Here is a 19,883-nt window from a genome sequence, read left to right as displayed (position 1 = left end):
CTAGTGAAATATGGTATAATGAATGGAGAAAAGCTAGATGAATAGTGGTTCTTCAGATCATCTTCTGAAGAACTTTTTTTCTCTTATAGATCAGAGATCGTTTAGGTGAAATGGTCAAATTTGATGAGAGGACTTAGTTAGGATAAGCATTCGAAAGAAGGGGGAGTAGAAGAGCAGGATATGATGAAACAATCTGGAGTTAGGAAACGATTATTTTGGACAATCCTATTCGTTTTTGTTTATGTTTTAGGAAGTAAAATCACCTTGCCCTTTGTAGACCTAGCGAAGGTTCTAAATGTGAATGAAGGTGCTGCAAGGGGTCTGGAGTTGACGAGTGCTATCATGGGTGGAAATCTTCGTGGCATGTCCATCTTCGCTATTGGACTTTCTCCCTGGATGTCTTCCATGATTTTGTGGCGGTTGTTTACAGTATCTAAACGGTATAACCTGGAGAGGACCAGTTCGGAGCTTGTGGAACGACGGAAGATGTACCTGACACTTGCTCTTGCTCTTGTTCAATCTCTGGCCATCTCTCTTTATCTCCCCTTACAAACAGATCTGAGCCCCCTTCTAGTTGTCTCGCTCAATGCCTTGATAATGATTGCAGGAACCTTTTTCTTGGTCTGGTTAGCTGATTTAAATACGGCCCTAGGCTTGGGGAATTCTATTGTGATCATGATGGCGGGGATGCTCCTGTACTTGCCAGAGGATGTCCTTGGAACCTTGTCAAAGAGTGGGGGTTCAGCATACAGCCTCCTGTTTCTAGTGCCCCTTTTATTAACATTTATTTTCATGGTCGTATGCATTGAGTATGCTCGCTATCGGATCCCTGTGAATAAACTGGGGATTCACAACAGTTTGAAAGCTCACACGTTTTTAGATATGAAGCTCAATCCAGCTGGAGGCATGCCCTTTATGTATGCCATGACCTTGGTTTCTATCCCGCAATACATCTTTTTGCTGGTCCAAGCCATTAATCCCCGTGCTTCATGGGCTGCCACTATTGCTAATGAGTTGGTCATAGGAGAGCCAGCCTGGATATTTCTCTATGGTCTGATGATGGCTATTCTGTCCTTTGCTTTTGCCTTTGTAACGGTCAATGGGGAAGAAATTGCAGACAAAATGATGAAAAACTCAGAGTATGTTGATTTTGTTTATCCTGGAGATGAGACGCGTAGGTACATCAATCGAATTGTCTTCCGTTTAACGGTTTTTGGGATGCTGTATCTAATCCTGTTTACCGTGTTGCCCTTCCTTTTTCTGCTTTGGGATAGAGGGCTCTTGCGTTTGGTCATGATTCCCGGAAGTTTTCTCATGTTTGTGGGGATGATTTCGACGATCCGGGAGGAAGTTCGAGCTCTTCGCGTGAACCAACGCTACACAAGATTGTTTTAGGAGTTGCTATGTATTACTTTATCCCAGCCTGGTATGGCAGCGAGCGTATTTGGTACAATACGACGACGCCTTGGTATTGGTCGAAAGATATGATTGAATTTGATGAGACCATTCATCAAATTCGAGTCTTCCAGGAAGCGGGAGTGGAGCGGAAATTAGTGCTTCCACATTATTGCCCACAACTGCGTTACTACCTCCATCGGCAAGATTTGTTGGAAACAGACTATCTGTCAATTTTTGATCACATTCAGGGGATTTCCCCTCGCCAAGAGATGATACCGGTCCAGGTCGAGGATTTAGAATGGCCAGCTCAAACAAGCTTTGCCTATACTCCTTTTCAAATAGTGGCTTTCTGTCGCGGTCAGGTCATCGCTAATATCGATTTGGGGACAGATGGGAATCTTCTTTCAGTTAATCGGCTAAAGGATAAAGAAACGGTTTATGTGCAGTATCTAGATGACCGAGGCTTTATTTCCAGTGTCTTATACTACAAAGAGGGAAGTCCGTATTTCCAAGACTATCTAACCCCCGAAGGGGACTGGGTTTTGAGAGAGTTATTGATGGATGCTAGCCACATGGTCTTTGTTAATGAAGCCTTTCAGAAGCAGTTTAAACGAGAAACTTACTCGGACATGGGCGAAGTGGTTGCTGAAAAAATGAAAGCCATACTAGAAGACCTAGTTCCGGGTCACGATCGTATGGTGATTGCAGCCCATCCAGTTAACCTACCCTTTATCCAACAAGTGGAGCGGGGCATTTCAAAGGTTCTCTCTTTTTATGGACAACGTCAGCCACTATCACAAGAAGATTCCTTGCTTCCTTTTTCTTTAAAAGAGGTTGACTTGGTGCTGGCTGATAGTGAAAAAACGAAACAAGACTTGCTTCGTCTTGCTCCAAGTATGGCTTCTAAGGTCCATCGCCTGACGTCCTTTGATTCGCGGCTGAGATTGGGAAGCAGCCAGGAGAGGAAAGAGTCGAAAATCTTTTTCTACCTGGATGAAAAGAATCTCCCCACTCCATCCGTTTTAGAGAAAGTGTTCGAAATTTTAGCGAAAAATCCCTTGTTTGAGGTCATTTTCGCGATTTACAATGCTTCTGATGAAACCGTAGCGGCACTGGATCATCACTTAGAAGACTTGGCTAGCAAGATGGGGATAGCTTCTCTAGGTGTTCAGGTTGATTCTCGAGAACTGGGAGAAAACCACCTCCTCGAAGATGCCTCTCTCTTTGAAAAGAAGCAAGATCGTTATAAGGTTCGAAATTTCTTTAACGAGAATGATATCATCAAAGAATTAGAACAGACTCGCTTAATAGTAGACGTAAGTGAGGAACCCAATCTGTATACACAAATTGCAGGCATTTCGGCAGGAATTCCTCAGATCAATCGTACCCATACGGAGTATGTAGACCATTTAAAAAATGGATATGTCTTGGGGGATATGGGGGAAGAACTAGAAACAGCGGTAGACTATTTCCTTAGAGATCTGAAACCGTGGAATGAAGCGCTGATTTATTCTGTCGAAAAGATCCAAGAATACACAGGCCAGCGCTTGATCGCCAAATGGGAAGGATGGATGAAAAACTAGGATGGACAGGAAGTTGGAAACAGGCCATATTCTTCAAATTGGACCTACAAATTGGCAGGAAGAAGTGACAATTCCAGAAGGTCTGAACTGGCATTATTTTTCTATCCAAACCCCTCTACAGATAGAGGACTACATGGCGGAGCAAGGCATCAAGCAGTTTAAGGCCTTGGTGCTGGATCATCCTGAGAGGTTATTGAGCTTCAAAGAAGAGCTGGGTCTCTTTCAGCCCTACACTGTTTTTTATGATCAAGTATATGATCAAGAGTCAGTTACAGAAGAACTGGATCATTTGATGCACCTAGTTCAGGCTAAGGCTTGGGATTTTTCCGATAAGGCTCCCTTTCTCTATCAACTTCATCGTTTCCTTTATGACGGCCAGTATGGGGATGCTTTTAGTATCAGAGAGTTACGAGTTAGAGCTGACTTTGCAGGCAGTCAAACGGTCAGAGGGAAACACTTTTTGGAGTTAGAGGGTTCATATGGAGAAGAATATACTCCCATAGCCCAGTGGGTCAACACCTATTCATATGATGGGGGCCTTCCTAGGGACCTATGGCTAGAGTACGAGAAAACGCCAGACTGCCAGATCCAGTTGCGGGTCCAATTTTTCCAGAGTGGGACCTTGGGATCTTTAGTGAAGGAGCTTGTTTATTCAGAAGCAGATTTGGAAAGGCCGGTTCTGATTGACGAGCCAGATCGTTATTACCTATCCTTTTCACTAGAAGCGAAGGGCCAGGGGCGACTCATAATCGCTGCTTTGCACAAGCGCTTCTCCCATGGTCCTTTTGGAGAAATTGCTCTTGGTTCACAGACTCTCAGAGACAGCAAGCGTCAGGAAATTTTTGCTTATTTCCATCCAGGAGACCTGAAGCCACCTCTAAATGTCTATTTCTCCGGTTATCGTCCTGCAGAGGGCTTTGAAGGCTTTGCCATGATGAAAAATATGGGAGCGCCCTTTATTCTCTTTTCGGATCCACGTCTAGAGGGGGGATGCTTCTATCTAGGCTCTCCAGAGTTGGAAAAGAAGATTCAGGATTTTATCGATCACCATCTTCAATCCTTAGGATTTGGTCCCAAAGAATTGAACTTTTCAGGTCTATCGATGGGCACTTATGGAGCTCTCTACTATGGAGCCTCTTACTCACCTCATGCGATCTTGGTTGGGAAACCGATTGTCAACCTTGGGGATGTAGCTGCCAATCTGAAGTTTAAACGACCAGATGAATTTGGAACCTCGCTCGATATGATGCAATTGCTTCTTGGTCGAGTGTCAAGTGAAGGCATAGAGGCCTTGAACAAGCGTTTTTGGGATCGATTTCATCAGGCAGAGTTAAAGGATACCCTCTTAGCCTTGGCTTATATGAGAGACGATGATTACGACCAGAAGGCTTATTCGGATATTTTAGAAGCTCTTTATCACCAGCCTATTCGGATCATTAGTTCAAGTCGCCCGGGTCGCCACAATGATGCAACGGAGTCTATCATTGAGTGGTTCTTGACCCAATACAAAGAAATCATGGAAAGAGATTTTGGAAGAAGCGGATGATTAGGATGAGAAAGCAAAAAGATCGTCTCCTTTATTGGGGGCCGATCTCTTCAGTTGATTATTTATGGGGGTCTGTGATAGAAAGATTAGCAGAAGATCAGATTCGATTTACGAATCCTTTGATGCCTTCTGGTCAAGTCTTGAAAAGTTGGAAATCCCTCACAAGCTATGGGGAGGATCGGATGGCACCCAGTCTGCCACTTTTACAGAGAGGCCGGACCTATGTAGTTGAACTTCAGATGACTTCTAGGCCTGCTCATACGGTTATGCTAGAAGTTGTTTGCCAGGATCGTTTTGGCAAGATAGTGGATCGGCAGGTCAGTACAGAAGGGCAAGTTAAGTTGGTATATCCAGAGCAAGCCTATTCTTACCAAGTGCGTCTCCTCAGTGCAGGGATGCAGGAGTTTACCTTTCGCTATTTCACAATTTCACCGATTTCGTCTGAACAATGAGGTATTCTGATATAGATCAAGCAGATGGATAGTAAATGAGGACCCAGTGGATTCTATAAAATTGAAAAAAATAAAAAAGATCTTAAATGAGGTGAATAGCTGGAAAGATCGGATGTCCCAGTTGACAGACCAGCAGTTACAAGAAAAGACAGAGGAATTCCGCCGTCGTTTCCGACAAGGAGAGTCACTAGACGACTTGCTAGCAGAAGCTTATGCAGTCGTGAGAGAAGTCTCTCAGCGAGTCTTGGGGATGTTTCCTTACGATGTTCAAGTCATGGGAGCGATCGTCCTCCACCAAGGAAATATTGCAGAGATGGAAACCGGGGAAGGAAAGACCCTAACGGCAACCATGCCCGCCTACCTGAATGCAATAGAAGGGAAGGGGGTTATGGTGATTACCCCCAATACTTATCTGGCAACTCGTGATGCGGAAGAAATGGGTAAGATTTATCGTTTTCTAGGTTTGACAGTCGGAGTTCCACTTCAAGATACTGAGGGCGAACTCTCCCCAGCTAAGAAGCGGTCGCTCTATCAATCTGACATTGTTTATACCACCAATAGCAGCTTGGGCTTTGATTATCTTTCAGAAAATTTAAGCGCCTCTGTTGATGGCCAATTCCTGGCAAATTTAAACTATGCGATTGTAGATGAAATCGATTCTATCTTATTGGATAGTGCTCAGACACCCTTAGTGATTTCGGGCTCTCCTCGCGTGCAGTCCAATCTATATGGGATTGTAGATACCTTGATCCGAACCTTCAAAGAAGGTGAAGAGTACAAGGCCGACGGGGACAAGAAACAGGTGTGGTTGACCCCAAAAGGTGTAAAAGCAGCCGAGGCTTTTCTATCCCTGAAGCATTTGTATGATCCTGAGCACCGTGATCTTGTCCGCCATATTAGTCTGGCTTTACAAGCACATCAACACTATAAAAGGGACAAGGACTATGTCGTCCGTTCGAATAAAAAAGGAGAACAGGAGCTTGTCCTTTTGGATCAAGGAACGGGGCGTCTTATGGAATTGACTCGTCTTCAAGGGGGACTTCATCAGGCTCTTGAAGCTAAGGAAGGACTTTCCTTGACACCAGAGACACGGGCCATGGCTTCGATTACTTACCAAAATTTATTCAAGATGTTTCAAAAACTTGGCGGTATGACGGGAACCGGGAAGGTTGCAGAAGCTGAATTTTTGGAGACCTATGCCATGTCAGTGATTCAGATCCCAACCAATCGAAAACGGATTAGGCAGGATCTTCCAGATGAGATATACCAGACCTTGCCAGAAAAAGTCTATGCTTCTATGGCCTACATCAAAGAAGTCCATGCAAAGGGAAACCCGATTTTGATCTTTGGCGGTTCGGTTGAGATATCTGTCTTGTATTCAAACCTTCTCCTTCGTGAAGGAATTCCCCATAATCTGTTGAATGCCAATAAGGCTTCTCGTGAAGCGCAGATTATTGCTGAATCTGGTCAAAGAGGCGCAGTGACCGTTGCAACCTCGATGGCAGGTCGGGGGACAGATATCAAATTAGGGCAGGGTGTAGCTGCCTTAGGTGGCTTGGTTGTCGTCGGGACGGAGCGGATGATGAATCGCCGGATAGATCTCCAGATTCGAGGACGATCAGGACGTCAAGGAGATCCTGGAAAAACCAAGTTTTTTGTCTCTCTGGAGGATGATTTAATCAAACACTGGGGACCAAACTGGATCCAAGATAGGTATCAAGATTACGACGTAGAGGATCGACTTCGAAAAGCCAAACCTCTAACCCGGAGGAAATACCAACGCATCGTCGCTCAAGCTCAGGATGCGAGTGAAAGTGCTGCGCAAGCTAGTCGTCGCTTGACCTTGGAGTTCGCAGAGAGTATGAACATTCAACGCGATTTGGTTTATAAGGAACGGGATCGGTTGATCAGGCTGGACAGACGTTTGGATGGACTAATCGAGAAAATTGCTCGGGAAGTGTTTGCCCAAGTGGCTAAAAATAAAAAGTATCAAGACCCGATTGCCTTCTATCACTATATTTTAGATCATATCAGCTATCAGGTTAATCCTGCTCAGATCCATCAAGCCTTTCCTTCCAAGCAGGCAAAAGAGGATTTCCTCTGGGAGCTAGCCCGCTCGGAGTTGCTTGCTAAATATCAAAGGCTGGAATCCGATGAGGTAATTGCTCAGTTTCAACGGATGGTGCTCTTAAAAGCTATTGACGAAAATTGGGTGGAACAAGTGGATTATTTGCAACAATTACGTGTGGCCTTGTCTGGTCAGTACGCCAGTCAAAAGAATCCACTGGTCGAATTTTACCAAGAAGCCTCTTTATCTTTTGATCGGATGAAGGCATTGGCAAAAGAGCAGATGGTTCGCAATCTCTTACTCAGTCGAGTAGAAATCAATACAAAAGGGGAAATTGTCCTGTATTTCCCATAAAAGAGGATTTATGACAGTATACAATATCAATCTTGGGATTGGATGGGCCAGTAGTGGCGTCGAGTATGCACAAGCCTATCGGGCCAAGTTGCTAAGACAGATCCAAGAACCTGCAAAATTTATTTTTATGGATATGATATTAGCAGACAATATTCAACACTTAACAGAGAATATTGGATTTAAAGACCATGAAATCATATGGCTCTACACTCATTTTACGGATATCAAAATTGCGCCAACCACTTATACGGTGGATCAAGTCCTGGCTGGGTTCGCTGGGAAGCCAACGCGAGAAGAGACCACAGGGAAGGTGAAGCGCTATTTCTATGAAGACCAAGACAGTTTTTTGACCTGCTATCTTCGGGACGAAAAGAGTCCCTATGTAGAGCGCTGTGAGTATGTTTCCAGAGGAATTCTAGTCAGAAAAGACTATTTTTCCTATACCCGCTACTGTACAGAGTACTTCATCCCTAAAAATAATCAAGCCAACTTGATTGAACGACGTTTCTACAATGAAGATGGAAGTGTGGCCTATCGGATGCAGTTGGCAGATGGTCAGGAGATTTACCGTTTTCCAGATTGTTATCTCCTGGGCCGGCAGGAATTGATCCGCCACTTCATGCAAAGTCTCAACTTGACCAAACAAGATCTAGTGATTTTGGATCGGGAGACTGACATCGGCCAACCTATTTTTGAAGAGGCCCAAAAAGCTCGTCTAGGAGTCGTGGTCCATGCGGAGCACTATAGTGTCAATCATACCGATGATCAATATATTTTGTGGAACAATTATTACGATTACCAATTTACTAATGCGGACAAGGTGGACTTCTTTATTGTCGCAACCGATCGCCAAAAGGAAGTTTTAGCAGCGCAATTTGCAAAATATACCCCTCATACTCCTGCTATCTACACTATTCCGGTAGGAAGTCTCGCCAGTCTACCGCAAAACGACTCTCGGAAACCTTTTTCTCTGATGACTGCTTCGCGTCTGGCGACAGAAAAACACATCGACTGGTTAGTTCGAGCAGTTGTCGAAGCAAAAAAAGAGCTACCGTCCCTTTCTTTTGATATTTATGGAAAAGGCGGAGAGGAAGGTAAGTTGCAATCACTGATTGAAGAGTTAGGAGCGACGGACTATATCCAGCTCAAAGGCCATATGGACTTGACCGATATTTACAAAGATTATGAAGTCTACCTTTCGGCTTCTACCAGTGAAGGCTTTGGTCTGACCTTGATGGAGGCCATTGGTTCTGGTCTTCCGATCATTGGCTTTGATGTGCCTTATGGCAATCAGAACTTTGTTAGAGATGGGGGAAATGGCTACCTGCTTCCGACTGAACCAGACCAGGTTGTGGACAGGATAGCGAGGTCCTTTGCTGAAATGATCTGCTTGCTATACCAGAGCCAAAAGATGCCATCCATGCGTCAAGCATCTTATGCGCGTGCAGAAGATTTTCTAACCAGTAAGGTTGAAAAAGCTTGGTCTCAATTGATTGAGGAGGTGACCCATGCTGAACGTATTTGATCGGTTTTCGCGTGAAAGCCAAGATCTGCTCTATTCTTTACAAAGAGCAGGTTACACGCATCCAACGATCGTCTTGGAACCGAATGGCTTTTTACCTGATGGAGTGGAGTCGCCTTTTCTTTTCTTTTTAGGCCGACCTACAGGTGAAAAACGGGGGCGCTTCTTTAACGAAATTTTAGTCCCTGGTTTTTGGGAAATCACTGGTGATGCATCTGGTGGACGGATTTCCTACTACGGCCAAGAAAAAGCACGCATCTATTACCAAGATGCTACTCATAAACGAATCGTCGAACGGGTAGAGTGGTTCCATCAAGAGGGAAAAGTAAGCACAGTGGATCACTATGATCAATACGGTCGAAAAATAGCGGTGACCACTTGTGATGGACAGGGCAATCCCTTGTTAACCACCTACTTTGAAGAAGAGATGGAACGCCTAACAGAAAATCATCAAACAGGTGATCTGATTTTGACGCTGGATCATGAGCCCATGCGGATTTTCAAAAATCGACTAGCTTTCTACGTCTTTTATGTCCAATACCGAGGATTTGCTCTAGATCAAGTGCTCTTTAATACGCTGGCTCAGTCTTTTGCTTTGAGTTTGCAACTTGGCAAAATGGGGCTGGTAGGCCGGGATGTCTTGGTTTGGCAAGAGCCATTACAGGATAGTCTACCAGGCAATATGCAACTGATCCTCAATAGTCCAGAGATACGGACGAAGAAGATTTTCATCCCTCAAAGGGGGACCTATCGCCGTGCCCTAGAGTTGGTATCACCAGAGCAAAAGGCCTTTTTTGCCCCTCTTGGTTATATCTATGATTTTGCTGTCAAAGACGATATTCGTAAGGACGCTTTTGTATTAACAAATTCCGATCAGATTGAAGCCTTGCCTTATTTACTAGAGCACTTACCGGATGTGACCTTCCGAGTTGCTGCAGTGACAGAAATGTCTCCAGAACTCATGTCTCTGGTCCGCTACCCCAATTTGGTCTTGTATCAGAATATTAGCCAGAAACGGATCAAGGAGCTTCTTCACCAGTCCAGTATCTATCTAGATATCAATCATTTTGGGGAGGTACAGGGCATTGTTCGTAAGGCCTTTGAGCACCAACAGCTGATCCTTGGCTTTGAACAGACCTTACATGACCCGCCTTATCTTGCTCAAGAAAATATCTTTAGGCAAGGAGAAAAAGACGAACTCGTGGCACGCATCAAAGAAGTTTATCAATCAATAGAACACTACCGACACGCAGTTTCAAATCAAATTGCACAGTCTAACGCAATCGAACAGGAAGAGTTCCGTTCGAGATTCCAAGAAGGGATAGGTAATAGAGATGCCTGATCAGAAGAAGGATTTGTTCTATAAAGAAGTAGAAGGACGGATGAATGCGCTGAAGCGACGATCCGCAGAAAAAGAAAAAGCAACGCGCTCAGAAAACGTCAACCTGACTTTAAATGTCGTCATCGGCCTCGTTATCTTGTTGGGGGTGCTGCTCACCCTTTTCCGAGTGTTTGGAGGCTAAGATGGAAATGCTATTTGTGGTACTGATTTTTCTTCTATCGATCAGTCTAATCTTGTTGGTGATGTTTCAACCTCGTCAACAACAATCTCTGTCAACAGATGCGACCAGTAACTTAGGGAAGCCAAGTTATTGGCTAGCCCGTCGAGGGATCAAGCTAGCGACGCTGATCGTTAGTGTCCTCTTCTTCTTAACCTTGTTTATCTATCTGCTCCTTGCACGGGTTTAGAAGGATAGGAAGGACCTTCTTCTTGAAGTAGCGACTTTGAATGAGAGCAGAAGTGGGATCGGCATGTCTCAATCTTTTCTTCCTGGTGATAACTATTTTTTATGGAAGGTATATGAAATATATATTTTTCAAGCTTCCGTTTCTATGATAGACTAAGTGTCACCAAAAGAAAAAGAGGTACATTTATGACAACATTCCAGATTCATACAGTTGAGACAGCACCGGAAGAGGTAAAAGAGGTTCTTGAAACCGTTCAAAAAGATAATAACGGCTACATTCCGAATCTCATCGGTCTTTTAGCAAATGCACCGACAGCTTTGGAAGCTTATCGTACAGTCGGTGCGATTAACCGCCGCAACAGTTTGACACCAGTTGAACGTGAAGTGGTCCAAATCACTGCAGCGGTGACCAATGGTTGTGCCTTCTGTGTGGCAGGTCATACAGCCTTTTCGATCAAGCAAATCCAAATGAACGATGACCTTCTTCAAGCCCTGCGCAATCGTACTCCAATCGAAACTGATCCGAAGTTGGACACCTTGGCTAAATTCACCCTAGCAGTGATCAATACCAAGGGGCGCGTTGGAGATGAAGCCTTAGCTGAATTTTTGGAAGCAGGTTATAGTCACCAAAATGCTTTGGATGTGGTGCTAGGTGTGAGTCTAGCTAGCCTCTGTAACTATGCCAATAACCTAGCCAACACACCCATCAACCCAGAATTGCAACCCTACGCTTAACCAAAAAAGCTTGTGCGTGACATGATGGAGTTGAGCTTAACAATAAGGAAATGAGAAGTAGCTTTTATGCCTACTTCTTTTTTTGATATGCTTCCCCCTCTTTTATGGTATACTGAAAGCGATAAAATGATTGGAGATCAAGATGAAAAAGATTCCTTTAGCATTTTCAGGCTGCCTGTTAGGTTTAGCAGGGGCTGGAAACCTTCTGTCTGATACCTTCCCAGTTCTGGCTCATTTCTTCAGTTTGACGGGTTTGATCCTATGGGTTTTCTTTTTATGTCACCATCTGATCTACTGGCAAGAAACCAAGATCGAACTACAAGAACCAGCCCTTCTATCTGGGATGGCGACCTTTCCCATGGCTGGGATGATTCTATCGACTTATCTCTTACGACTCTTTCCGACATTTGGAGGACTCGCTCAGGCAGTTTGGTGGACTGCTTTCCTCTTAGATTGTGGCTTGATCTTCTACTTTACCAAGACCCATATATTGGCTAAACCAAGAGCCAATGCCACCCCTAGTTGGACCGTCCTTTATGTGGGGATTGCTGTTGCCGCCTTGACTTACCCAGTGGTAGGAGTGGTTGAGCTGGCCTATCTGACTCTTGGATTTGGCTTTGTCTTAACCTTGATTCTTTATCCCCTGATCTACCAGGGGTTGAAAACCAGCCCTTTACCGAGCCACTTATTGGGACAAGAAGGCATCTATTGTGCCCCCTTTTCTCTACTGCTAGCAGCTCTGGTTCGTGTGGGTGGAGCCAGTCTACCTGTTTGGCTGTTATCCATCATGGTCGGACTCTCTCAAGCTTTTTATTTCTTCGTTTTAACGCGTCTGCCTAAAATGTTAAAAGAGGGCTTTCAACCAGCCTTTTCAGCCTTAACCTTCCCAACGGTCATCACAGCTACTTCTCTGAAAATGGGCCAAGGTCTATTGCAAAGTTCTCTGTTAAGGCCCCTTGTCTGGTTTGAGACCATTCTTTGCCTAGCCATTCTTGTGTCGGTGCTAGTGGGTTTTATGACATATAGAAAAGGGTAGAGGGAAGCTGATGGGCGACTACAATAAGTTTGTATTCCAATAAAAACTAGAGGTGAGAGACGGCTGTCTCGACCTCTTTTTTGACCACTTTCTAATTGAATCCTAGGAATGATTATGGTAAGATGCAATAAATCATTTTTAATCCCTTGAAAGGAATGTATGAAATTTTTAAAGACAAAGGCCAAGCTCTTTTATCCACTTTTACTACTGGTCTTTTATATCTTAGTTCGGCCACAATTTCGCGAGTTAGCCCAGCTGGTCAGCAACCAAGTCGGCCAAGCCCTTAGCTATTTTTGGACCCTTCTCTTTTTAGAGGCGGGATATCTGATGCTTGTTTTTTCATTGGTGAAGAAATACAGTCCACGTACCGTTTTTCAGTGGGCAAAGAAGAAACCATTCCTTCCCGCTATCTACGCTACTATATTCACTAGTTGTGCCATCTATTGGTTAGACTACTTTATCAGTGGGTTCACCAAAGGACGTCTAGCTATTTATCATTCCTTTCCAGTGAATTTAGAAGCTATAGGCTCTCTCATCCTATTCATATTAGTGGTCGTCATTCGGCCGATGACCGTGGAATTGATCTTCCGAGGAGCGCTCGTCCAAGCCTATTTTAAAAAATGGCCCTTCTATGCAAGTGTATGGGGACCGGCACTTGTCTATGGGGGAATCCAACTCTTTTACCATCCGTTTACCATCATGAGTTTTTTGATCTATACCATCCCTTCCCTGTTTTTTGGATTACTAAATGAAAAGACGGGCTCCTTGTATTATCCTATCCTTGCTCATATCGGCTTGAACTTCATTTATAGCTTGCCCATCATCTTGTCCATCATCCAGCATCTCTTCTCCTAGTCGTTTTGACGGTACTGGAGAAGGCTTCAAACCAAGGGCCAGAAGGTCGTTGGTTTTTTTTGAAATTATGGTATAATAGAATAAATTTAAAAGAGGGAGTGGGAGTTTGAGAAAAAGCTATCGTGTCAAGCGAGAAAAAGATTTCAATGCCATTTTTAAAAGTGGTATGAATTGTGCGAATAGAAAATTTGTGATCTACCGTTTGCCGCAAGAGCAGCCCCATTTCCGTGTCGGCTTATCCGTGAGTAAAAAATTAGGAAATGCTGTGACACGCAACCGAATCAAGCGCTTGATTCGTCATGTTTTAATGAAGCACCAGGATCATCTTGTAGCAGATGATTTTGTTGTGATTGCTCGAAAGGGAGTTGAGGAACTGGATTTTGACCAGGTCGAAAAAAATCTAGTTCATGTATTAAAATTAGCGCAAGTCTATCATCAGGAAAGGTAATTACGTGAAAAAGAAACTAAAAATAGCTAGCTTACTCGGAGGAGCCCTCCTTTTATTAACTGCCTGTGGAACGTCTGAAGTGACTTCTCAATCATCAGGAGTGTGGGAAAAATTCGTCTACTTCTTTGCAGAAGTCATTCGTTTCCTTTCTATCGGAGGAAACATCGGAGTCGGGATTATCCTCTTCACTCTCTTGATTCGGACCATTCTCTTGCCAGTTTTCCAATACCAAATGACCTCCTCGCGCAAAATGCAGGAGATTCAGCCACTTGTAAAAGAAATCCAGGCCAAGTATCCTGGGAAGGATTTGGAAAGCCGCACTCGCATGTCAGAAGAAATGCGTGCCCTCTACAAAGAAAAAGGTGTCAAGACTTCCTCTGCCTTCTTGCCATTGCTTGTACAAATGCCAGTCTTGATGGCCTTGTTCCAAGCCTTGAGTCGGGTAGAATTCCTAAAAGTCGGTCATTTTCTTTGGTTGGATATGAGCGCAACAGACCCAACCTTTATTTTGCCAGTTTTGGCAGCCGTCTTCACCTTCTTTAGTACCTGGTTGAGCAACAAAGCCATGCCAGAAAAAAATGGTGGAATGACAGCCATGATGTATGCGATGCCCGTGATGATTTTCTTCTTCGCTATGTACTCAGCCAGCGGGGTTGCTCTCTACTGGGTAGTTTCCAATGCTTACCAAGTTGGGCAAACTTACCTATTGAACAATCCATTTAAGATTATTGCGGCGCGTGAAGCGGAGCAACAGGCAATCAAAGATCTAGAAAAACAAAAACGACGTGCATTTAACAAAGCACAGAAAAAGAAAAACTAAGAAGGAGTTTGACAGATGGTCCAATATACAGGAGTCAATGTTGAAGAAGCCATTCAAAATGGTTTAAAAGAATTAGATATCCCGCGCATGAAAGCACATATTACTGTCGTTTCTCGTGAAAAGAAAGGGTTCCTCGGTCTCTTTGGTAAGAAGCCAGCTGTGGTAGACATCGAACCAATTGCAGAAACTACAGTGACAAAAGCCAATCAACAAGCTGTTAAGGGAGTTCCTGAGGAAATTAATGCTCAAAACGAACCTGTCAAGAGTGTCAGTGAAGAGACTGTTGATTTGGGGCGCGTGGTAGCAGCGATTAAAAAAGTTGAAGAAGAAGGCCAAGAAGTTTCGGAAGAAGTGAAGGCTGAGATTCTCAAACATGAGAAGGCTCCTGAAACCATTCTTGAAGAACAGGGGCATGGAGAGATTCTCGATTCAAGTCTTAACGAAGCTGAGTCACGCCAAACGTCTGATTTTGCTGGCTTAGGCATTGAAGTCGAAGAAAGCTATGACATTGAAAAGGTTGTCTCTGATGTCACTGCCTATGTTCAAACAGTTATTGATGAAATGGATGTCGAAGCTAGCATCTCAAGCAGCTACAACCGTCGCACCATCAATATGCAAATTGATACCAATGAGCCAGGTCGTGTCATTGGCTACCACGGGAAAGTTCTCAAGGCCCTTCAATTGTTGGCACAGAACTACCTTTACAATCAGTATTCTAAGAATTTCTACATTGCGATCAACGTTAATGATTATGTTGAACACCGTGCAGAAGTCCTTCAAAGCTATGCGCAAAAATTGGCAAGTCGTGCTCTAGAAGAAGGTCGAGCGCAACATACAGATCCAATGTCTAATAGCGAACGCAAGATCATCCACCGCATCGTATCGAAAATGGATGGAGTCACCAGCTATTCTGAAGGAGAAGAACCAAATCGTTACGTTGTCGTCGATATTGAAGGTTAATCTGCCGTCTAAAAAGGAAAATGCTAAAGGGAGAGAGGAGTGAAAGCTTGCTCTCTCCTTTTCTGTCTGAGAAAGGAAAACTAGAATGTATAGTAAGATAAGAGACTTTTTGAATTGTCAGGGAATCAAGTACCTGGCTCCTGCTAAAGCAGGGGAGGACGCAGAGCGAATGGTTGGGTATCGCGAGTTAGGGCAAGAAGCTCGCAAGGAATTCACCCACTTGGTCAGTCAATTTCAGAAGCTCTTTCCGCATTTAAAACAAGATCGGACCAGTCAGTGGATGAATCAAGCTCAAATTCTTCGCCCTCATTTTTGGGCTTATCTCCAAGGAGAGGGAGAGATTACGGATCCGATGTTTGCCTTGCGACTTTATGGAGATGCGAGGGACTTTGGTGTGTCCCTGGAAGTAAGTTTTATCGAACGCAAGAAGGATGAGGAGAGTCTACAAAAGCAGAACCGCGTTTTAACTCTTCCGGTTTTTTCGCCAGTCTATTACTTCGCCCAAATAGAAGGTGTCAGTCAACGATTCCAAGGGACAGAAGCCAATCGCCTGAAACTTCTCAAAGGTGTGGAAGCTGGCCAGGTCCGAAAGGTCTTAGTAAAAGTCGATGTCAATCTATCGCAAGCGACGAGTCGAGATGCCATTCTTGAGGAATTAAAAAAAGGAATGGCTAGCTTGCTTCCCTACTATGAAGCGACTCGTCAAAGGATAGAAGGAGATGCCCAATAAAAGCGGGATCATTGAACCTGCCCCAACAAATTTTTCATAGCTATTGACAAACAGACGTGAATCAGATAGAATAGTAAAGTATGTTTAGTAACTGATCACATTATAGCCGGCTAAACGAATACAAAATCTATGAGGAGGTATTCATCGTGAAACGTACTTATCAACCAAGTAAACTTCGTCGTGCGCGCAAACATGGTTTCCGTCACCGTATGGCAACTAAAAACGGTCGTCGCGTATTGGCAGCTCGTCGTCGTAAAGGACGCAAAGTTTTGGCTGCGTAATTCAGATAAAAACCTAAAAACCAGTAGAAACTCGAGACTACTGGTTTTTGTTTTGCCAAAAGTGTATTCAGCTAGGCTTTCTGTTATAATAGAATGAGAAAAATCGTAGAAAAGGATCCATATGCAGATTTTTGATACCCATACTCACCTCAACGTTGAAGAGTTTGCAGGGAGAGAAAAAGAGGAATTAGAACTAGCTAAAGAGCTGGGAGTCCATGCCCATAATGTTGTTGGCTTTGATAAACCAACCATCGAACGAGCAATAGCCTTGGCCGATCAGTACCCGGAAGTTTATCTCACTCTTGGTTGGCATCCCACTGAGGCAGGCGACTATAGTCCTGAGGTAGAGGCTTATTTACTTGAACAGTTGAAACATCCTAAAGTCGTCGCCTTAGGAGAAATCGGCCTGGACTATCACTGGATGACAGCACCAAAAGACGTTCAAGAGAAGGTTTTTCGCCGTCAGATCCAACTGTCCAAGGACTTGGACTTGCCTTTTGTAGTGCATACGCGTGATGCTCTTGAAGATACCTATGCCATTATCAAGAGTGAAGGAGTGGGTCCGCGCGGTGGGATCATGCATTCTTTCTCAGGAAGCTTAGAGGAAGCCAAGCGCTTCATGGATCTGGGAATGATGATTTCCTTCTCAGGTGTAGTGACGTTTAAGAAGGCGACAGATGTCCAAGAAGCCGCAGCTGGCCTTCCGCTCGATAAAATCTTGGTTGAGACAGATGCCCCTTATCTGGCGCCGGTTCCTAAGCGGGGCCGGGAAAATAAAACAGCCTACACCCGCTATGTAGTGGATCATATTGCAACACTACGTGGTTTGACGACAGAGGAAGTAGCTCAAGCCACCTATGACAATGCGAGAAAGGTATTTGGCCTTGACTGAGAAAAGAAAAATACCAGAAGTGATTGTTGTTGAAGGCAAGGACGATACGGCCAATCTGAAACGTTATTATGAGGTGGATACCTATGAGACACGTGGATCCGCCATTAATCAGGATGACCTCGAGCGAATTGCCACCTTGCAAGAGTTGCGTGGAGTCATTGTCTTTACGGATCCGGATTACAATGGGGAACGGATTCGTAAGATCATCATGCAAGAAATTCCGCAGGCCAAGCATGCCTTTTTAAATCGTGGCGAAGCAGTACCCAAATCTAAGACCAAGGGCCGTTCCTTGGGAGTCGAGCATGCCAGCTTTGAAGACTTAGAAAAAGCCTTAGCGGGACTGGTGGGCTCCTATGAAGATGAGCATTTCTTTGATATTACCAAGTCAGATCTGATGCGACTCGGCCTGCTGATGGGCAGTGACAGTCGCAAACGGCGGGAATATCTGGGAGAAGCCTTGCGCATCGGTTACTGCAATGGCAAACAACTGCTCAAACGCTTGGAATTGTTTGGGATTTGTTTGGCACAAGTTGAAGAAACGATGGCTAGTTATTAAAAAAAGAGATAGAGGTGGAAGATGGGATTGTTCGACCTGTTTACAGATAAGAAAAAAGTGATCGGCTTTTCTTTGGAGAATGTTCACGCAGAACATCAAAAGAATCCACGGCATTTTTTGATTCCAAGTCAAGAAGAAATCAACCAATTGAAGCTTGGGGACCAGGTTCGCCTCATCTTTGTGCTGGATACAGTCTTGGAGAATGGGTGTCGAGCAGAGCGTATGTGGGTCGAACTCACCGAAATCCGCAATGGGAAGTTCAAAGGACGTTTAACCAATCAACCCGCTTATATTACCTCCATCCAGCTTGGAGATGAGCTGGATTTTGCGCAGGAACATATAGCAAGCCTGATGGTTCCTCCTCTGAATCTTGATACGCAAAAAGGGGCCATGATTACCAAGGATTGCTTCCTACGACGTGAGATTAATTGGGCGATTCACGATGTCCCTCATCATCCACAAGATAGTGGTTGGCAGTTCTTTACAGGTTATGAGTCCCAGGAAGACTTGGACGATCCGTCTAAGATTACCATCATCAGTCTTGAAGACGCCTTGGAAATAGAGCCCTTGTTGGAGACTGTCTTAGATAAGAATGGGGAAGCTTATGTCTACCAAGCGGAGCAGAATGCTTTTGTGGAAGACTGTTAGACTAGCCTGCGGAGAAAAAAGAGAGTATGTCTCACCCTAAACTGATTAGAAAAGAGAAAATATGAGAATTGCAGATTATAGCGTGACCAAGGCAGTGCTGGAGCGTCACGGATTTACCTTTAAAAAATCCTTCGGTCAGAACTTCTTGACTGATACCAACATCCTTCAAAAGATTGTGGATACTGCTGAGATTGATAAGCAGGTCAATGTCATCGAAATCGGTCCTGGAATTGGAGCTCTCACTGAGTTTTTGGCAGAAAATGCCGCAGAAGTGATGGCCTTTGAGATTGATGACCGCTTGGTTCCTATCTTAGCGGATACCTTGCGGGATTTTGACAATGTCACGGTTGTCAACCAAGACATCCTCAAAGTGGATCTCAACCAGTACATAGCCGAGTTCAAAAATCCAGAGCTTCCGATTAAGGTAGTGGCCAACCTTCCTTACTACATCACGACTCCCATCCTCATGCACTTGATCGAATCTAAGATTCCTTTCCAAGAATTTGTGGTCATGATGCAAAAAGAGGTGGCAGACCGCATCTCAGCTGAGCCTAATACCAAGGCTTACGGGTCTTTATCCATTGCAGTCCAATACTATATGACGGCTAAGGTGGCCTTTATCGTGCCTCGCACCGTCTTTGTGCCAGCGCCAAACGTCGATTCTGCCATCCTCAAGATGGTGCGCCGCCCAGAACCAGCAGTAACCGTCAAGGATGAAGATTTCTTCTTCTCTGTCAGCAAGGCTAGTTTTGTCCACCGCCGCAAGACGCTTTGGAACAACTTGACCAGTCGCTTTGGCAAGACCGAAGAAATCAAAGCCAAATTGGAAGCAGGGATCCAAGCTGCAGGCCTGCAACCTTCTGTACGAGGAGAAGCCCTTAGCTTAGAAGACTTCGCCCGCTTGGCAGACGGTCTTCTAGAAGCCGGGATCAAATAATAGAAAAGACATGAGATATGAAGCTCATGTCTTTTTTAGTTGTAGAAGGAAAGGACGGGATTTGAACCCGCGCGTGAATAAAATCCACTTGCCGGATTTCGAGTCCGGTGCCGTACCGAGCTGGGCCACCTTTCCAAGATGCGGAGAAAGGGATTTGAACCCTCACGCCCGAAGGGGCACATGCGCCTGAAGCATGCGTGTCTGCCGTTCCACCACCTCCGCATAGTTCTATTATACTCTTTTTAAAAGAAATGCCAAGAAAAAATAGCATGTTTCTTTTTATCGAACCTATTGAGGAAAAAGAAAGAGGCTGG

The 19,883-nt window shown here is 44.5% G+C and carries 21 protein-coding genes and 2 tRNA genes; 21 read left to right on the top strand and 2 right to left on the bottom strand.

What is annotated here, in order from left to right; all coding sequences use genetic code 11:
- Nucleotides 1–180: 180 nt before the first annotated feature.
- The 21 genes from secY2 (at nt 181) to rsmA (ending at nt 19,569) form a co-directional block, all read left to right on the top strand.
- Nucleotides 181–1,395, top strand: a complete 1,215-nt coding sequence (gene secY2 / locus QM873_RS01790) for an accessory Sec system protein translocase subunit SecY2 (protein WP_414278698.1) — start codon at nt 181–183, stop codon at nt 1,393–1,395.
- A gap of 8 nt (nt 1,396–1,403) precedes the next feature.
- On the top strand, nt 1,404–2,981 hold the full coding sequence (asp1, locus tag QM873_RS01785) for an accessory Sec system protein Asp1 (RefSeq protein WP_414278697.1): 1,578 nt from the start codon (nt 1,404–1,406) through the stop codon (nt 2,979–2,981).
- Between the two features lies 1 nt (nt 2,982).
- Complete coding sequence (gene asp2, locus QM873_RS01780; protein WP_414278696.1) at nt 2,983–4,527, top strand: accessory Sec system protein Asp2; 1,545 nt, start codon at nt 2,983–2,985, stop codon at nt 4,525–4,527.
- Nucleotides 4,524–4,979 carry an accessory Sec system protein Asp3 gene (gene asp3, locus QM873_RS01775; protein ID WP_414278695.1) on the top strand — a complete coding sequence of 152 codons (456 nt, stop codon included), beginning with the start codon at nt 4,524–4,526 and terminating at the stop codon, nt 4,977–4,979. Before asp2 ends, asp3 begins: the two co-directional genes overlap by 4 nt.
- A gap of 46 nt (nt 4,980–5,025) precedes the next feature.
- Nucleotides 5,026–7,401 carry an accessory Sec system translocase SecA2 gene (secA2, locus tag QM873_RS01770; RefSeq protein ID WP_414278694.1) on the top strand — a complete coding sequence of 792 codons (2,376 nt, stop codon included), beginning with the start codon at nt 5,026–5,028 and terminating at the stop codon, nt 7,399–7,401.
- 10 nt (nt 7,402–7,411) lie between these two features.
- On the top strand, nt 7,412–8,926 hold the full coding sequence (gtfA, locus tag QM873_RS01765; protein WP_154854390.1) for an accessory Sec system glycosyltransferase GtfA: 1,515 nt from the start codon (nt 7,412–7,414) through the stop codon (nt 8,924–8,926).
- Nucleotides 8,910–10,265, top strand: a complete 1,356-nt coding sequence (gtfB, locus tag QM873_RS01760) for an accessory Sec system glycosylation chaperone GtfB (RefSeq protein WP_414278693.1) — start codon at nt 8,910–8,912, stop codon at nt 10,263–10,265. Before gtfA ends, gtfB begins: the two co-directional genes overlap by 17 nt.
- On the top strand, nt 10,258–10,446 hold the full coding sequence (gene asp4 / locus QM873_RS01755; RefSeq protein WP_048715685.1) for an accessory Sec system protein Asp4: 189 nt from the start codon (nt 10,258–10,260) through the stop codon (nt 10,444–10,446). The genes gtfB and asp4 overlap by 8 nt, the downstream gene beginning before the upstream one ends.
- A gap of 1 nt (nt 10,447) precedes the next feature.
- Nucleotides 10,448–10,672: an accessory Sec system protein Asp5 gene (asp5, locus tag QM873_RS01750; protein ID WP_129269911.1), complete on the top strand. Its 225-nt coding sequence runs from the start codon at nt 10,448–10,450 to the stop codon at nt 10,670–10,672.
- Between the two features lie 185 nt (nt 10,673–10,857).
- Nucleotides 10,858–11,406 (top strand): carboxymuconolactone decarboxylase family protein, encoded by a 549-nt coding sequence (locus tag QM873_RS01745; protein ID WP_023024535.1) that lies wholly within the window; start codon nt 10,858–10,860, stop codon nt 11,404–11,406.
- Nucleotides 11,407–11,548: 142 nt separating this feature from the next.
- Nucleotides 11,549–12,442 carry a TDT family transporter gene (locus QM873_RS01740; RefSeq protein ID WP_154854397.1) on the top strand — a complete coding sequence of 298 codons (894 nt, stop codon included), beginning with the start codon at nt 11,549–11,551 and terminating at the stop codon, nt 12,440–12,442.
- A 159-nt stretch (nt 12,443–12,601) separates the two neighbouring features.
- The gene (locus tag QM873_RS01735; RefSeq protein ID WP_414278692.1) at nt 12,602–13,297 is read left to right on the top strand and encodes a CPBP family intramembrane glutamic endopeptidase; all 696 of its coding nucleotides are present in this window, start codon (nt 12,602–12,604) and stop codon (nt 13,295–13,297) included.
- A gap of 106 nt (nt 13,298–13,403) precedes the next feature.
- Nucleotides 13,404–13,745: a ribonuclease P protein component gene (gene rnpA / locus QM873_RS01730; RefSeq protein ID WP_006595513.1), complete on the top strand. Its 342-nt coding sequence runs from the start codon at nt 13,404–13,406 to the stop codon at nt 13,743–13,745.
- A 4-nt stretch (nt 13,746–13,749) separates the two neighbouring features.
- Nucleotides 13,750–14,565 (top strand): YidC/Oxa1 family membrane protein insertase, encoded by an 816-nt coding sequence (locus tag QM873_RS01725; RefSeq protein ID WP_314369011.1) that lies wholly within the window; start codon nt 13,750–13,752, stop codon nt 14,563–14,565.
- Nucleotides 14,566–14,580: 15 nt separating this feature from the next.
- The gene (gene jag / locus QM873_RS01720) at nt 14,581–15,525 is read left to right on the top strand and encodes an RNA-binding cell elongation regulator Jag/EloR (protein ID WP_125329242.1); all 945 of its coding nucleotides are present in this window, start codon (nt 14,581–14,583) and stop codon (nt 15,523–15,525) included.
- Nucleotides 15,526–15,610: 85 nt separating this feature from the next.
- Nucleotides 15,611–16,255 carry an HI_0552 family protein gene (locus QM873_RS01715; RefSeq protein WP_414278691.1) on the top strand — a complete coding sequence of 215 codons (645 nt, stop codon included), beginning with the start codon at nt 15,611–15,613 and terminating at the stop codon, nt 16,253–16,255.
- 146 nt (nt 16,256–16,401) lie between these two features.
- A complete protein-coding gene (rpmH, locus tag QM873_RS01710; protein ID WP_003003086.1) occupies nt 16,402–16,536 on the top strand; it encodes a 50S ribosomal protein L34 in 135 nt (44 codons plus the stop codon).
- Between the two features lie 121 nt (nt 16,537–16,657).
- Nucleotides 16,658–17,428: a TatD family hydrolase gene (locus QM873_RS01705; protein ID WP_048690873.1), complete on the top strand. Its 771-nt coding sequence runs from the start codon at nt 16,658–16,660 to the stop codon at nt 17,426–17,428.
- A complete protein-coding gene (rnmV, locus tag QM873_RS01700) occupies nt 17,400–17,984 on the top strand; it encodes a ribonuclease M5 (RefSeq protein WP_206135113.1) in 585 nt (194 codons plus the stop codon). Before QM873_RS01705 ends, rnmV begins: the two co-directional genes overlap by 29 nt.
- Before the next feature lie 21 nt (nt 17,985–18,005).
- Nucleotides 18,006–18,632 carry an immunity protein Imm33 domain-containing protein gene (locus QM873_RS01695; protein ID WP_414278690.1) on the top strand — a complete coding sequence of 209 codons (627 nt, stop codon included), beginning with the start codon at nt 18,006–18,008 and terminating at the stop codon, nt 18,630–18,632.
- A gap of 61 nt (nt 18,633–18,693) precedes the next feature.
- Entirely contained in the window at nt 18,694–19,569 is an 876-nt protein-coding gene (gene rsmA / locus QM873_RS01690) for a 16S rRNA (adenine(1518)-N(6)/adenine(1519)-N(6))-dimethyltransferase RsmA (RefSeq protein WP_414278689.1), read from the top strand.
- A 46-nt stretch (nt 19,570–19,615) separates the two neighbouring features.
- On the opposite strand, the gene QM873_RS01685 is transcribed toward rsmA, so the two are convergent.
- A tRNA-Ser gene (locus QM873_RS01685) sits at nt 19,616–19,704 on the bottom strand.
- Between the two features lie 4 nt (nt 19,705–19,708).
- A tRNA-Leu gene (locus QM873_RS01680) sits at nt 19,709–19,791 on the bottom strand.
- Between the last annotated feature and the right edge of the window lie 92 nt (nt 19,792–19,883).

The organism is Streptococcus australis (genome assembly GCF_047463015.1).
In the GTDB taxonomy this organism is placed as follows: domain Bacteria; phylum Bacillota; class Bacilli; order Lactobacillales; family Streptococcaceae; genus Streptococcus; species Streptococcus australis_F.
Note: the sequence above shows the minus strand (reverse complement) of the source record. Positions and strands in the feature narration are given on the sequence as shown.